The organism is Marinobacter sp. SS21 (genome assembly GCF_028369065.1).
GTDB lineage: Bacteria > Pseudomonadota > Gammaproteobacteria > Pseudomonadales > Oleiphilaceae > Marinobacter.
In genome coordinates this window covers 132,463-147,713 of sequence record NZ_JAQNDA010000009.1, presented here as the reverse complement: position 1 = coordinate 147,713, position 15,251 = coordinate 132,463, and the positions used below count along the sequence as shown (strand labels likewise).

Below are 15,251 nucleotides of genomic sequence, written 5' to 3'. Positions count from 1 at the left end.
AACATTCAATCCTATCAGGTAAACCATGCCCAGACCGGCCTACCACCACGGCGACCTTCCCCAGCAAGCCCAGCAGCAGGCACTGGACATCTTGCGGACGGAAGGCGATACCGCCATCAGCCTGCGGGCCATCGCCAAGCGGATCGGCGTCAGCGCCCCAGCGCTTTATCGCCACTTTTCGGACCGGGAAAGTCTGCTGGCCGAGTTGGCGATTACCGGGTTTCAATTGTTACGGGACCGGTTACGGCGGGTGGATCAGACCGATCCCCGCCACGCGCTGCTCCATATCGGGCTGGCCTACGTCGCTTTCGCCGAGGACGAACCCAACCTGTACCGGCTGATGTTCGGCGGGCGGATACTGCCCAAGGGCGCGCACCCGCGACTGGACGAAGCCGGGCTCGAGGCCTTTCGGGTACTGGAGGAAACCGTGGCAATGGGACAGGGCGTGGGCTATCTCAAACCCCTGCCCTTGCCCCTGATGACAGCCACTGCGTGGTCGCTGGTGCATGGGTTTTCCGAACTGACCATCGACGGCCACCTGCCCGGCGCCGACATAGAGCCTACCCTGGCGGAGGGTGTTCTCACGCTTCTCCTCGACGGCTCCCGAAACGACCAATCACAGCAATCACCTCAATAACAGTAATAACACCAATAACACCAATAACACCAATAACACCAATAACACCAATAACACCAATAACACCAATAAGAGGAAACCAGCCCATGAGCAGCCCCAAACCCAGCACCATTCGAGTCGGTCGCCGCTACCGGGCCAACCGCCTGGACGGCCCCTACGACGCCATCGTCATCGGCTCCGGCATCGGCGGCCTGACCACCGCGGCCTGCCTGAGCAAACTGGGCAAGAAGGTGGTGGTATTCGAGCAGCACTACACCGCCGGCGGCTTCACCCACAGTTACGACCGCAACGGCTACGAATGGGATGTGGGCGTACATTACATCGGCGATATGGGTGCCGATCACACCCTCAGCAAACGCCTGTTCGACCACATTACTGACGGCCAGCTGAGTTGGGCGCCCATGGATGCCCACTACGACCGCATCTACCTGGGCAACAAACACGTCGACCTGGTGGCTGGTCCCGAGGCTTTTACCACCGAACTCAAGGCGGCGTTTCCCGGCGAAGAGCAGGCCATAGACACCTACCTGAAGTACCTGAAGCAGGTGGCTGGCGCCATGCCGGGCGTGGTGCTCGGCAAAGTCCTGCCCAATCTGCTGTCCAGCCCCTTCCGGGCATTGGCCAAGCGCAAGGCCCCCGAATTCCTGAACCGGACCACCCGGGAGGTGCTGGAAAGCCTGACGGACAACCAGGAACTGATCGCCGTGCTCGCTGGTCAGTGGGGCGACAACGGCCTGCCGCCGGCGGAATCCAGCTTCATCATCCACGCCCTGATCGCCCGCCATTACCTGTACGGTGGCTACTACCCCATTGGCGGAGCCTCGGAAATGGCAAAAACCATCATCCCGGTGGTCCAGCAAAGCGGTGGCGAAGTCTTCACCTACGCCGACGTCACCGACATCCTGATTGAAGACGGCAAAGCGGTGGGCGTCCGCATGAAGGACGATGAAGAGGTACGGGCACCGCTGGTAATCAGCAACGCTGGCGTGTTCAACACCTTTGGCAAACTGCTGCCGGCCAATGCCCCACACCAGGACTTCTATCTACAGAAGCTGCAGCACGTAAAGCGCTCCATGGCCAGCGTCTGCCTGTATGTGGGCATTCAGGACACCGCCGAAAATCTGGAACTACCAAAGACCAACCTGTGGATCTATCCGGGGCCAGATTACGAAGGCCAGGTTCAACGCTTCCTGGACGACCCGGAACACACCGACATTCCGCTGACCTACATCTCCTTCCCCAGCGCCAAGGACCCCAGCTTCGCCGAACGCTATCCCGGCCGGGCCACCATCGAGATCGTCGCCCCCGGCCCCTTCGAATGGTATGAAGCCTGGGCCGAAAAGCCCTGGGGCAAGCGGGGCGACGACTACGAGGCCAAAAAGGAGGCCTACGCCCAGCGGCTGCTGGAGAAACTCTACGAAAAAATGCCTCAGATTCGCGGCAAGGTTGACTACTACGAGCTGTCCACGCCACTGTCCACGGACTATTTCTGTCGCTACGAGCACGGCGAAATCTACGGTCTGGACCACACGCCGGAACGTTTCGAGCAGGACTGGCTCAAGCCAAAAACCCGCATCCCCGGCCTGTACCTGACAGGCCAGGACGTAATGACCTGCGGCGTGGTGGGCGCGATGATCGGCGGGCTGCTGACCACCGTTGCCGTCAGCGGCTTGAAGGGCCTGCCGCTGGCGAAACGCATGTTCGTGGGTTAAGGAAATCAGGGGCAGAGTCACATATCACTGCCCCAGTTTTCCTACTGCTCCCAATTCCCTCTCGACCTTAGGCCCGTCCTTGCCCGCCGCGGGTTTACTTCCCGGATAGCCAACTCCTGAAGGGGTACAGGAACTGCCCCACAATCCCTTCGGGCACGTCGTTGGAGCGGGTGCCGTAGCGGGAGGCCGTGGTGGTCGGCAGATAGGTGGTGCCGAACAGGACGTCGTAGACCGGCAGGAAACCGGCATAGTTCTTGTCCACTGCGGCGTCTTCGGAAGAATGATGCCAGTGGTGAAACTCCGGGGTGGCGATCAGCCAGCGCAGAACCGGGAAGCGCAAGCGTACGTTGGCGTGGATGAAGATGGCGTGGAACGACACGAACACCAGGTAGGCGTAGACCGCCGACGGCGCAAAGCCGAGGATGAAGATCGGCAGGTAACCAGCAAAGCGGTTCGCCAGGATTTCCAGCACGTGCAGGCGGGAGGAGGCCAGCCAGTCCATCTGTTCGGTGGAATGGTGCACCGCGTGGATCTTCCACAGCGCCGGGACCTCGTGCATGGCGCGGTGAATCCAGTAGGTGCCGAAGTCCACGACCAGCAGGATCTCGATGAACTGCAGCCAGATCGGCTGGGCGGCGATCCACTGCTGCAGCTCCCAGTTGGAGGCTTGGTGCAGGTAAACCTGGATCGGGATGATGGTAAAGAAGCTGATCAGCTGGATGCCCAGATGGCTGACCATGAAGTACTTCAGGTCGGTAACCCAGCCCTTGCGCAGTACCTTTTGTTCCGGGTCCTTGGGGAAGGCACGCTCCAACGGAATGAACACCAGTGCCAAGATCACTAGGGAGCCTCTGATTAACTCCGGATCACCTCTGGCATTCAGAGCCATTCACAATCAAGGCGCGACTTTGCAGTAATGTCTGGACCTTGCAAAAAGGCGCAACGCCGAGTGTGGATGGCTCTGAACGCCCCGCAGGGCGCGATCTGAAGGCTGCACCTGCGGCGTTGCGGCTCTTGCCAAGGCCAAGTTCTTTATCAAAACAGGGCCATTGGCTGCGAACCGCGTCTTGCATCTACAGCCTTCAGATCGCGCAGAGGCGATTCGGAGTTAATCAGAGGCTCCCTAGAGTAAGGATGAAGTAGTCCAGGCCAACGTAGAGGTTGCGGGTATCGATCCGCGGCGCTTCAATCTGACCCGATCCCACCAAAGCTGCACAGGTAGCGAGTAACATGCCGGTCAGGCCATAGCCCAGGGATTGATGTTTCAGGGCACAGTAGAGGCCAAAGCCAAAACTGATGGCGATGCTAATCTGCAGCGCCACACGCAACGTGAATTCATCGTAAAAGCCACGGAAGTCCGGCGTGGTGAGCAGCTCAGGCCAGACGAAACAGAAGGCGCCCAGCAGCGCCAGCGTGCCGATGCCGATGGAAATGACAGCGCTGCCCTTGCCCTGTCCGGGGGTGAGATCCACGTTCTCATAATACTTCCTTAGGGTTTTGCTCATTTCTGCAGGTCCTTGGTTGTCGTTATTCTTCCTGGTACGAGCGATATTCAATCACAGGCTTGTACCGACCGACAGGCTCGGGCGAAAAGTATTGAGAGCTAAGCAACTGGGTATTGTTATTCGATACCATGGCTGAAACGTTGCGGTCGGATTGTGAATCGACGGTATCGATGTCCGTACGACCGGGGCTTGGTCAATCGGTCCGGTTTTCGACAGATCCTACAGAGTACAGGCCTTGCGGTTCGCCTTAACGAACGCCATGACGCTACTGGCCGTAAGCTTGAGCGTTGGCGAAATCTCCATACCCCCACTCTTCAGCGCCTTCGCGGCCCACTTGTTACTGGTATTAAGCAAGTGGTATCGGCCTTCACCCTCATAGAACTGGCTGTCACCATAGACCCCGCGCTTGAGTTCAACCAGGTTGTTACCAGCGTCCTGGGTGAAACTGTTGGCTAGATACCGCTTCAGGGAGTCGGTTTGTTCAGGGTTGAGGCAGGTGTCGACAACGTCACTGCCAGGGAAGTAGCGATCCGGTGAAACCGGCAGTGCGGCAACGTGCATGACGGCGCCCCGCGACCAGAAGATCGCCTGGAGAGTCACGCCTGTCGTAATCTCCCGAGCTTGGTAGAACCCCTCATCACCCCAGCCAAGTTCGTAATACTCAGCCCCTCCAAATCGTGCTTTGAGTTCCGGAATCATCGGGTTAAGTTCGTCGGCGGCAATCACGAGCCCTACGTGCCAGCCATGGCCAACAACGTACAGTCTGGTCGTACGAGAACTGTCAGCATTGATCTCTGGCTCAAGGACATAGGGTTTTCCGGAGCATCCGTAAAGGGCGACCAAAACGAATAGAAGGCCAGCCGCTTTCATCCTGATACCCCGCTGAGACAGGCTTCGGTAATCTACACTAACAGAGAATGGATGGGGCCGAACCGAATCGGGCGGATTGAACCCAACCCGGTTTTATACGGTTAGGGCCTGGCCCGGGAGGAATTGAAAACGATCAAAGAATTGGCGGCGAATGGTATCGCTCAGTTGGGGATGCGGGGTATTACGGTCGTTTTGATCAACCAAAAACCGAGCGAGCATATATGACCACCCCTTTAGCTGTAGTAATTCAGACTTTAGCATACAGAACCCCGGCGTTACCGGGGTTCCAAAATTCGGGACTCACTCATTATTCGGCAGAAACACTCTCCTCAAATTCGTCCCGATCAATCACGCCATCCTCATTCGCATCCTCGACCTCAAGGGGATCGACGTTGCCTGCGGCAGTGGCGCCATAGACGTTCAGCTCTTCGGCACTGATAAGGCCGTCAGCATCGGTATCCAGATCTTCAAAGCGCGGCGACTGCGCACTGGTAGCGCCTTGCTGTTCTGTCCAGCTGCCCTGCTCGTCTTTCTGTTCCCCGTATCCGGCGAACGCCATGGGGGTCATCAATGCGAACGACATTGCGGTTGCAACGGTTAGGGTCTTGATATTCATAATGCACCTCCCGGGTAGAAAACTGGTGGCGATTCTCTGGAAGGGAATCTGATTCGCTCTCTACCCTACGATTCCATTCAACTCCGGCTTTCCATTAACAGCCAGTGAAGATTGGTTAATATGCAACCGGCTTTGCCATCGTGTTGGAGTATTACCTGGGGCCGGTTCTGCCGGTCCCGGTTTTGTCATTACTCGAAATTCCGGTCAGGTTTTTACCGTGGCCTGTCGAATCCCAAACGGGTTGTGCGACTACAGGAAGATACCAGGCGGTGTAACCGCCTCAATCACCAAGGAGTGAGTGACAATGACCCGGATGATATTCGTAAACCTGCCCGTTACCGACCTGCCAACCGCCATGGCGTTTTATCAGGCCCTGGGTTTCGAAAACAATCCCCAGTTTACCGATGAAACCGCAGCCTGCATGGTCTGGAGCGAATCGATTCATGTCATGCTGCTGACCCGCCACAAGTGGCGCACCTTCACCGATCGCCCAATCCCCCGTCGACGTCCAGCGAAGTAATGTTGGCAATCAACTTCAACAGTACCGAGGCCGTCGATGCCATGGTCACCACAGCCGCAAAGCATGGCGGTATTGCCGACATCAATCCGCTGCAGGATCTGGGGTTCATGTACAGTCGCCACCTGGCCGATCCTGATGGCCACGTCTGGGAAATGTTCTGGATGGATGTCGCGGCGATGACGGCGGGCTGACGCTGCCACTGAAGGCTGGTCTGCTCATGCCGCGCCTGTATTCATCGGGCGTAACCCCCATGAGTTTCTTGAACATGGCAATGAATGAGGAGGCGCTAGCGTAACCTAAATCCAAAGCAATACGTTCCACCTTAATACCCGCTTCAAGACTTTTCATGGCCTCCACGGTCCGGAGCCGCTGACGCCACTCCGATAGGGGCATGCCCAGGTCTCTCCTCGCCCTTCGCATCAGCGTCCGCTCTGTCGTGTGAAACTGTCTCGCCAACTCAGAAAGCGGGCGAACGTCGCCAGGAGCTTCCTCGATAAAGGCGAGAACCGAACCGAGCAGTGGGTCGGCCGAACCGGGTAGATAACTCCCTGCGCATTTCGCGGAGATGAGTTGATCAACAAGCACCCGAAGCAATCGCTCTTCAGCTGGGGAATACGGTGACGACAACGACTGCCTCTTGAGGTGTTCGAGGATACTTCGGGTTAACTGGCTGACTTCCAGGGCGCAGGGCACCTTTGGCAGATCGTCAGTGAAAGGTGCGGAGACATACAGCGAGCAGTGGCTAGCCTCATAGCGATTCAATCCTTGATGCTCAATTCTGGGTGGGAGCCAAAGCCCATACTGGGACGGTGCGAGGTAATGTTGCTCACCAATTTTTACCTCCATCACGCCGCTGTATGAGTAAACAAACTCTCCCCAATCGTGGGAGTGTCTCGGGGCCATCCTGGTATGGCTGTACACATGGGTGCAACGCGAACGTTGGTCCCTTGCGGAAGGAAATTGGAAACCTGGCCTATGGGTCGGTTTTCTGTTCGCCGTAGAGTACCTGTTCCTGGGTGAAGCCCTGAGGCATACCTCTGCCTCTCACGCTGTGGTATTTCTGTACACCGCACCAGTATTTGCGGCCCTGATTCTGCATTTCCTGATTCCGACGGAACGCCTGAACGGGCTGCAATGGAGCGGTATCGGATTGGCGTTTGCGGGTACAGCCGTTGCTTTTTGGGGCACGGATGCAGCCTTGTCCCCAACGAGTCTTTCCAACATGCTTCTCGGTGACACACTGGCCATACTGGCTGGAGCTGCCTGGGGCGCAACCACCGTTGTAATCAGGACCTCCCGGCTGGCGGGGGCCTCACCAAGAGAAACACTCCTTTATCAACTGGTGATGGCGTTTGTACTCCTCATTGTTGCCGCCTTTGCAACAGACCAGCTCAGCTTCGTTCCGAGCACGATTGCTATTGGCAGCATTGCTTTTCAGAGCATCTTTGTTGCTTTTCTCGCCTTTCTTATCTGGTTCTGGTTGCTTCGGAATTACCACGCATCCCCAATCGGCATTATGTCCTTTATGACACCGATATTTGGGGTTTTGTTGGGGGGCTGGTTGCTCCCCGAGCCGCTGGAGCCCGCATTTATGGCGGGTAGCGTCCTTGTGATTGCCGGCGTGATACTTGTAAGTGGCCAGAGCCTCATCAGGTCAAGTCTAGGAGCACCGAAATAACTCCGAATCGTCTCTTCTCAGTCAAAGACGCGAAGCGCCAGATGCGCCCACCTGAAACCGGTCCGTTTTAGGTCATATTGCCATTAGTTGGTCCTATGGAAGAACGAATACGTTTAAGAATCAGGCCGGGCGGACGGCCTTCGGGGCACCGGCTTGACTATACTGTATTGCAAGGTTAGCCAAAGACGATAGGGAGATCGTTATGAGCGCAACCCTTGAGGAACGCCTGCTCACCGTCCGTGATTTGAGACTGTCCTATTCCTCCATCCTACCCGCGGCAGTCACGGCCATTCCCGCCATCCTGGAGCGGGCCGCGCTCGTCAATGCGACACTCATTGCCGGCGACTTGTCCGCGGCCCGTCAGTACGCCACTGACTGCGGCACCTTAGGCCACAATTTGTGGCAGCAGATAAGGGGCAACGCAGAACTTGAAAGCGCGGTTGTGACCGCAGTGAGAGCCTCCGCAACGCCGCTCCAGCAGGCCGTTGATGCCTTACCCGGAGAACTATCCGCCGACCAACTGGTCGCCAGGGCCCTCGCCCTGGCACAGGCGACGACCAATGACCTCCCCGACAACCTTGAGGACATCCTGCACTCGGTCCTGTCCGAAGCTAACAACCATATAGAAACGGTCCTCGGCAGTTACAACCTTCGACACTACCAGGGCTTGCGCAGACTTTCGGCAATGTCCGCCATATTCGGTGAACTTCGCGCCACCTGGATCCACTGCCTCGCGGACTTCAATGCGGCGGTACAGAGCATTCCCATCCTCTTGAAGGGGCAGCCGATCTTTAACAACGCCATTTTCCTCCAGCATCAGCAGGTCATTGCGGACTTTCGCCACAACCTGACCAGCGCACAGCGGTCCATCAAGGAATCAGCGAGCAATGACGAAACCCTCACACGTGCAGACGATCTTGTGGTCCAAGTCAAAGTCGGTTTGCCGAACCTGATCAGCGTGGAGGCGCACCTTTATGTCCTTGGGTTTGTGCTGCGACGGCTGGGAAAAGGCGAACAGAGCGAACAGGTCGGAAAGACAGCGGCAGAAGCCGGTCTGCTATTGCGTGAAGCCCTGGCTTCGATAGCTGCCGCCAAACGCATAGCAGCACACCTGATTGGCCTTTATCAGGATGACGACGTCCTTGAGCTGCTGAATGCCGCTGGAACGCGCCCGTTTGACGACAGCTCTCTGCCTAACGGACGGAACACGCCAATTCATAATCTGGGCGACAACGACGATGGCGACTTTGTCGAGGTTCGAGGCTACGTCCAGTCTATCAGCACCGGTCGACTTGGTTCCGATGCCAAGCTGATCAGCCGGGCGCGGCTGAAGGACCCGTCCAGTGGCGCCTCGACGATGGTCGCCGGGCTCTTTGTCCATTTCCGGCACCTCGGCATTTCGGGGGGTAGCTACCTGATTGCCAACGGCATCTTCCGTTCAGCGTCCAACCTGGTCGGGAACGAAGCGGCGGTCGAGCTGGACCGCCTGAGTCTGTCGGAACTTGCCGGTAGCCGCTGGCGTATCGGATTTCTTCGGCTGTCGGACCCCTGGTTTCAGCAATGGCGCAACGGCGCCAACATGAGTTGGTCCTGGGGCGTGCACCGCCCACTGGCCAAGACGGAGGGGGTGGGACCCGAAGGAGCATCGGAGCCGATTTTCACGCCTTTCTTGCGAGGAAGCTGACATGGCCGCTACTGAATGTATTGTTGAAGAGATTGCCTTTCACGACGCCCTTAAAGACTTCGAAAAGGCAGCCAATGCGGCTGAGAGTGTGCAATGGGGAGAACTGGGCCTCAGCGTGCTGACTGCGTATGCCGGTGCGATTATCGGCGCTCTATCGACAAAGAATCCTCTAGGGATTGCTGGCGGTGCCGCGCCGGGCCTGGTTGGTGCCTACAGGTCCATCATGAAGGATATCGAGGACGTGCCGGCTGCCAATGCTGCGGCGGACGCAGTGAAGGAGGCCTTTAAAAAGCTGCAGGAATGCCGCGAGGACCACAAGAACGAAGATGGCGAGGACCCCTTCGGCGATGCGCCGACCCTTTCCCCGTTCGACGACGGCTTCCTAATCATCCCCTTCGCTGAACCCGACCCGGATCCAGAAGTCAGCGATGACGAAATCATCATCTTCGACGAGGAAGACATCGAGGCCACGGAGACCGAGGATGGGGACATCATCATTATCGAGGACGAATAACCGCACCGGTATGACGTTCGTCGCCAACCTGCGGTCAGAAACGATCGAGGCCTTTGCGGCGCAAGAGGCGTCGCTGGCAGCCTACCTGTTGTCCTCCCACCGCGTATCTCCAGCGGCATTGGAACAAGCCCGTCTGGTGCGGGACGCCAACCTCCCGCTGTTCGCCGACAATGGCACCAAACCGCTCATCGACCAGGTGATTGACAAATTCCAGCACGACGCCAAAGTCATCAGCGCCCAGATCCGGGAAATCCGCCACGAACTGGGACACGTGCCACGGGGCCAGGAAATTCCCGCCATCCTCTGTCAGCGGGCGAACGAATTGGCCGCCGAGGTGGTCGAGCATGCCACCCAGGTGTCGGAGGCCGTCGACACCGAGCAGTTGCTGGCCGCCCAATTGTCGATGGCTCCAACGGACCTGATTGCCCAGGAGGATTTTGCGACTGCATGCCTCATTGCGCTGAATCTGGAGCGGGAGACCACGCACTGGCCAATCCCGCGTATTGATAGTCGTAACCGTCGCTCCCTGCGACTGTGGCGGCGCATTGCCGAGGATGCTCGTTGTCAGGGTATTCGGGTTTACGCGGTGCTGAGCGCGATGGACTACAACACCGCCCGGTCCGCTGGGCGCCTGGCCGCACGAGCCGGAGTCACCCACGCCGCAATTGGTATGGCCGGCGTCGCGAGTGACTCGAGTGCCGTCGACTTTTTTGTCGTCCACACCGCCAGCTTCAGTCTGGATAAGCCCGCACCACGGCGTTATATCAGGCTGGCACAATTGCTGCGAGGTATCACCAATGGCTACGCGGAAGCCGGCGGTGACCTTCACCGTTTTCATTGTCTCGGCCTCGGTGCCCCCTTTATGATGCCGGTTCTGGCAGCCGCACTCGACGACACAACCGCGATCACCACAGACGCCACCAGCCCGATTCACGACGCCGTCCGCGACCATGTGTTCTATGATCCGGAACACGCAGGGGATCGAGCGAGCACCCGGGAGATCGTCGTGCGGATTGTCAACGGCGGGAACTGGCCGTTTATGAGTCCATTCACGCAGGCCTTCCGCGATCAGTTCGGACACGATCCCGAGAGCGCTCGCCGGTGGTTCGCAAGCCTTGACCAGCCCCACATCACAAAGGCCCATCTGCGTACTCCGAGTATACTCACACAGGCACTACCCTTGTTTTGCGAGGCCGAGCCAGACACCTCAAGGGTAGCCTCGAAGACCCGTATTGCTCACAATCACTGGTTCCTCAACCGATTGACACGCGAGTTAGGCTCAACGGCTGAACGTCGCGACAAGGCGCTCCTGGCAATTCACGATCTCGTCGCGAGCAAGAAAACCATAACCACCCGTGGCCTGGTTGGAGCACTTAGCGTATTCGCCGAAACCAACCCGCGCAGAAGGTGAGAACACCAAGTCAATGAAATAGCCACCAGCCTCCGTGCCGATGCGCTGCTGGTACTCCACAAAAGCGAATGCTTTTCCCATTCCCAACAGACTCTGTTGCAAGTGGCCAATAATGGCCTGCCCCAGATCGTTCTCCCGATGAGTTCTATCCTGCAAGTTGAGGAAATCGAAGAGAGCAGTGGTTATAACTCTCACCAATCAAGTCGGTAAATTCGTATAGGCCAGCCAAGACGCAGGCGCCAAAAAACTGGATAATGGCGGCCTTAGTTTTATAGCCCGCGTCATTCTCCAACCCAGGTAGCCCTCGTAATGGAAATCAACGTCAACTTCCTCGACAACCTCCGCCTGGAAGCCAAGTTTGATGACTTCACCGTCATCACCGACCAGCCCATTCGCTACAAAGGCGACGGCTCCGCGCCCAGTCCGTTCGACTATTTCCTGGCGTCGTCGGCGCTGTGTGCGGCCTACTTTGTGCGGGTCTACTGTCTGGCGCGGGACATTCCGACCCACAACATCCGGCTGTCGCAGAACAACATCGTTGATCCGGAGAATCGCTACAACCAGATCTTCAAGATTCAGGTGGAGTTGCCGGAGGATATCTCCGACAAGGACCGGCAAGGCATTCTGCGCGCCATCGACCGCTGCACGGTCAAGAAGGTGGTGCAGACCGGCCCCGATTTTCAGATTGAAACCGTCGAGAACCTGGACGAGGACGCCCAGGCCCTGCTGATGGTGAAGCCCGACAGCGAGCATCACACCTTCATCGAGGGCAAGGACCTGCCGCTGGAACAGACCATCGCCAACATGACGGCGATCCTCGCGGACTTGGGTATGAAAATTGAGATTGCATCCTGGCGCAACATCGTGCCCCACGTGTGGTCGTTGCACATCCGCGATGCCGCCTCCCCCATGTGCTTCACCAACGGCAAAGGGTCCACCAAGGAGAGCGCCCTGTGCTCGGCGCTGGGTGAGTTCATCGAGCGCCTGAACTGCAACTTCTTCTACAACGACCAGTATTTTGGCGAGGACATCGCCAACAGTGACTTCGTTCATTACCCCAACGAGCGGTGGTTCAAACCGGGTGCGGACGACGGGCTGCCAGCCGGCATTCTTGATGATCACTGCCTGGCCATCTACAACCCGGACGGTGACCTGGCTGGCTCCAACCTGATCGACACCAACTCCGGCCGGGTGGATCGTGGTATCTGCGCCCTGCCCTATGTGCGCCAGTCCGACGGTGCGGTGGTGTACTTCCCCTCAAACCTGGTGGAGAACCTGTTCCTGAGCAATGGCATGAGTGCCGGCAACACCCTGTACGAAGCCCAAGTACAGTGCCTGTCGGAAATCTTCGAGCGGGCGGTGAAAAAGCAGATCATCGAAGAAGAGCTTACCCTGCCGGACGTGCCGAAAGCGGTACTCGCGAAGTACCCGGACATTGTCGAAGGCATTGAGGCGCTGGAACGTCAGGGCTTCCCGGTGCTGGTAAAAGATGCATCCCTGGGCGGCCAGTTCCCGGTGATGTGCGTCACCCTGATGAACCCAAGAACCGGCGGCGTGTTTGCGTCCTTTGGCGCCCATCCCAGTTTCGAAGTTGCCCTGGAGCGCAGCCTGACCGAACTGTTGCAGGGCCGCAGCTTCGAGGGCCTGAACGATGTCCCTCCCCCCACCTTCAACAGCCAGGCAGTAGCCGAGCCCAACAACTTTGTGGAGCACTTCATCGATTCCACCGGGGTGGTGTCCTGGCGTTTCTTCAGCGCGAATTCGGACGTCGAGTTCTGTGAATGGGACTTCTCCGGCAGCAACGAAGACGAAGCGGCCACCCTGTTCAAGATCCTTGAGGATCTAGGCAAAGAGGTGTACATGGCGGTGTACGAAGACCTGGGCGCTCCGGTGTGCCGGATACTGGTGCCAGGCTACTCAGAGGTCTACCCGGTCGAGGAACTGATTGAGGATAACACCAATGTGGCGCTGGACTACCGCGAAGACATCCTCAATCTCCATGCCCTGAATGACGAACAGCTGGCCGATCTGGTGGAGCGGTTGGAAGAAAGTCAGCTCGATGACTACATGACCATCATCACCCTGATCGGTGTCGAGTTCGACGAGAATACCGTGTGGGGCCAGCTCACGATCCTGGAGCTGAAACTGCTGATCTGCCTGGCCCTGCAATGGCACGAAGAAGCCCAGGAGTTTGTCGAAACCTTCCTGCAGTTCAACGACAACACGGTGGAACGCGGCCTATTCTACCGCGCAGTTCAGGCGGTGCTGGAAATCACCCTTGATGACGAACTGGAACTTGGGGATTACCTGGTTAATCTCCAGCGCATGTTTGGCGAGTACACCATGGCCGCCGTGGTGGGCTCGGTGGATGGCAGCGTGCGCTTCCACGGCCTCACCCCGACCAATTCGCAGCTGGAAGGACTGGAAAAACACCTGCGGCTGATCGAAAGCTATAAGAAGCTGCATGCGGCGCGGGCGGCCAACTACCGGGTTGGCCGTTCTGAAGAATCAACAGAATCCGCGGTCTAGTTCGCCGATAACTCTCCGGTCCACCAGTCCCTAACACGAAATACACGGGAACAGGTTGAGCTGTCATTGAACAGCCTGTTCCCGTGTGGGATCCCCACCGGGCGATCCCACTTTACCCCTCCGTTCCCCGTTATCCGCTTTTTTCTACCGTTTCTGCGTATCCCCGTTTGCCCCTTATCCCCATCCAATCGACCAGCTGGCCGCTCGATCACTGCTGATGTTTCAGGATATTCAACAAGCACCAAACGCTAATTGACATCTCATTCTGCCATGACCTAGAGTCCTCTTACATTGCAGTATCGTATTTCGCTCTGAAGAATTTTAAGTCACAAATACAACAAACGGAAAGAGGAAGACGTAATGGCAAATCTGAAACGGCACCTGCTCGCCTTCGCTTTGGCAACCACCCCTGCTCTGGCCTTCAGTGCGGACGACATCGAACTTCCGGGCACCCTGGGTATTACCGCTTACGGCACCGGTTCTGCGGGATACAGCCAGATGGCTTCCATCGGCAACCTGCTCCAGAACGAATACGGCGTCTCCCTCCGTATCTTGCCGGGTGAAAACGACGTTTCCCGCATGACGCCCCTCAAGACCGGACGTGTGCCTGTTTGCGCGTGCGGAATCGCCGCCTTCTACGGCGCTGAGGGTGTGCTGCTGTTCGCCGACAGGAACTGGGGGCCTCAACCCATCCGGGTGGTGACCACCTCCATCGGCAGCTTCGGCCTGAGCATCGCCGTCGCCGGTGATATCGACGCAGAAACGCCCTATGACATCAAAGGCAAGCGCGTTTCCTACCTGCGCGGCGATGACGCCAACAATCTGGGCACCGAGGCCATGCTGGCGTTTGGCAACCTGACCTGGGACGACGTCGAGCGGGTGGAGTTTCCCGGGTATGGGCGTTCCTTTGAGGGCATCGTCGCCAACCAGAGCGACACCGCGTTCTCCGCGACCGTTGCCGGCGGTCCCCAGCAGTTGGCGGCCAGCCCCCGGGGCATCAACTGGCTCACCCTGGATCCAGAAGACAAGGAGGGCTGGGCCCGGCTAAAGGCGGTCGCGCCCTACTTCCAGCCCCACAAGGTCACGTCCGGTGCGGACATCAGCCAGGATAATCCCTGGACCGGCTCCAGCTATCCCTACCCCATCGTGGTGGCCAATGCCGACACCGACAGCACGCTGGTCAAGAGCCTGCTGAGGGTCTTCACCGAGGACTACGACAAGTACAAGGATGCCGCGCCAGGTAACGAAGGCTATGCCCTCGAAAACCAGAATATGGAGTGGGTGGTGCCGTTCCATGATGCGGTGGTTGAGTACTACAAAGAGATTGGCCACTGGACCGAGGCCATGCAGCAACACCAGGACATGCTGGTACGCCGGCAGCAGATTCTGCAGGACACCTGGCAGAGCTTTACCGCCGGCGAAACTCCAGACGAGGACGAGGCGTTCCGGGGCGCCTGGATGGCGGCACGGGCCGAGGCCCTGCAAGCGGCAGGAATGTCCCCCATTTTCCGCTAAGCCACATCCACCCCAGGCGGGAGGCGTGATCGTCTCCCGCCGCCAGGCCTGATTGGAGTT

Annotated in this window: 15 protein-coding genes and 1 pseudogene; 10 read left to right on the top strand and 6 right to left on the bottom strand. The window is 58.1% G+C overall.

Annotated features, from left to right (window positions below; all coding sequences use genetic code 11):
• The first annotated feature begins 25 nt into the window (after nt 1-25).
• Nucleotides 26-637 carry a TetR/AcrR family transcriptional regulator gene (locus N6L25_RS13420; RefSeq protein ID WP_271981198.1) on the top strand — a complete coding sequence of 204 codons (612 nt, stop codon included), beginning with the start codon at nt 26-28 and terminating at the stop codon, nt 635-637.
• Between the two features lie 86 nt (nt 638-723).
• Nucleotides 724-2,349: a phytoene desaturase family protein gene (locus N6L25_RS13415; protein ID WP_271981195.1), complete on the top strand. Its 1,626-nt coding sequence runs from the start codon at nt 724-726 to the stop codon at nt 2,347-2,349.
• A 94-nt stretch (nt 2,350-2,443) separates the two neighbouring features.
• On the opposite strand, the gene N6L25_RS13410 is transcribed toward N6L25_RS13415, so the two are convergent.
• The 4 genes from N6L25_RS13410 to N6L25_RS13395 form a co-directional block, all read right to left on the bottom strand.
• Nucleotides 2,444-3,190 (bottom strand): sterol desaturase family protein, encoded by a 747-nt coding sequence (locus N6L25_RS13410; RefSeq protein WP_271981194.1) that lies wholly within the window; start codon nt 3,188-3,190, stop codon nt 2,444-2,446.
• Nucleotides 3,191-3,461: 271 nt separating this feature from the next.
• A complete protein-coding gene (locus N6L25_RS13405; protein ID WP_271981192.1) occupies nt 3,462-3,854 on the bottom strand; it encodes a hypothetical protein in 393 nt (130 codons plus the stop codon).
• Nucleotides 3,855-4,073: 219 nt separating this feature from the next.
• Nucleotides 4,074-4,724: a TIGR02117 family protein gene (locus N6L25_RS13400; RefSeq protein WP_271981190.1), complete on the bottom strand. Its 651-nt coding sequence runs from the start codon at nt 4,722-4,724 to the stop codon at nt 4,074-4,076.
• A 307-nt stretch (nt 4,725-5,031) separates the two neighbouring features.
• Nucleotides 5,032-5,340, bottom strand: a complete 309-nt coding sequence (locus N6L25_RS13395; RefSeq protein ID WP_271981188.1) for a hypothetical protein — start codon at nt 5,338-5,340, stop codon at nt 5,032-5,034.
• Between the two features lie 304 nt (nt 5,341-5,644).
• Here N6L25_RS13395 and N6L25_RS13390 point away from each other — a divergent pair, with 304 nt between their 5' ends.
• A complete protein-coding gene (locus N6L25_RS13390) occupies nt 5,645-5,860 on the top strand; it encodes a VOC family protein (RefSeq protein ID WP_271981186.1) in 216 nt (71 codons plus the stop codon).
• The gene (locus N6L25_RS13385) at nt 5,809-6,051 is read left to right on the top strand and encodes a VOC family protein (protein ID WP_334312398.1); all 243 of its coding nucleotides are present in this window, start codon (nt 5,809-5,811) and stop codon (nt 6,049-6,051) included. Before N6L25_RS13390 ends, N6L25_RS13385 begins: the two co-directional genes overlap by 52 nt.
• Here N6L25_RS13385 and N6L25_RS13380 read toward each other — a convergent pair.
• Nucleotides 5,966-6,763, bottom strand: coding sequence for an AraC family transcriptional regulator (locus N6L25_RS13380; protein ID WP_271981184.1), 798 nt, complete (start codon nt 6,761-6,763; stop codon nt 5,966-5,968). The genes N6L25_RS13385 and N6L25_RS13380 overlap by 86 nt on opposite strands.
• A 22-nt stretch (nt 6,764-6,785) precedes the next feature.
• On the opposite strand from N6L25_RS13380, the gene N6L25_RS13375 reads away from it, so the two are divergent.
• From N6L25_RS13375 to N6L25_RS13360, 4 genes are all read left to right on the top strand, one after another.
• A complete protein-coding gene (locus N6L25_RS13375) occupies nt 6,786-7,538 on the top strand; it encodes a DMT family transporter (RefSeq protein ID WP_271981182.1) in 753 nt (250 codons plus the stop codon).
• Between the two features lie 202 nt (nt 7,539-7,740).
• Entirely contained in the window at nt 7,741-9,222 is a 1,482-nt protein-coding gene (locus N6L25_RS13370) for a hypothetical protein (protein WP_271981180.1), read from the top strand.
• A gap of 1 nt (nt 9,223) precedes the next feature.
• Entirely contained in the window at nt 9,224-9,736 is a 513-nt protein-coding gene (locus tag N6L25_RS13365) for a hypothetical protein (RefSeq protein WP_271981178.1), read from the top strand.
• Nucleotides 9,705-11,147 (top strand): hypothetical protein, encoded by a 1,443-nt coding sequence (locus tag N6L25_RS13360; protein WP_271981176.1) that lies wholly within the window; start codon nt 9,705-9,707, stop codon nt 11,145-11,147. The genes N6L25_RS13365 and N6L25_RS13360 overlap by 32 nt, the downstream gene beginning before the upstream one ends.
• Nucleotides 11,148-11,159: 12 nt before the next feature.
• Here N6L25_RS13360 and N6L25_RS17675 read toward each other — a convergent pair.
• A pseudogene (locus tag N6L25_RS17675) lies at nt 11,160-11,342 on the bottom strand (PDDEXK nuclease domain-containing protein); the annotation flags it as partial.
• A gap of 114 nt (nt 11,343-11,456) precedes the next feature.
• Between N6L25_RS17675 and N6L25_RS13355 the strand changes: the two are divergent.
• Nucleotides 11,457-13,676, top strand: a complete 2,220-nt coding sequence (locus tag N6L25_RS13355; protein WP_271981174.1) for an OsmC domain/YcaO domain-containing protein — start codon at nt 11,457-11,459, stop codon at nt 13,674-13,676.
• A 360-nt stretch (nt 13,677-14,036) separates the two neighbouring features.
• A complete protein-coding gene (locus tag N6L25_RS13350; protein ID WP_271981172.1) occupies nt 14,037-15,191 on the top strand; it encodes a TAXI family TRAP transporter solute-binding subunit in 1,155 nt (384 codons plus the stop codon).
• Nucleotides 15,192-15,251: the final 60 nt, after the last annotated feature.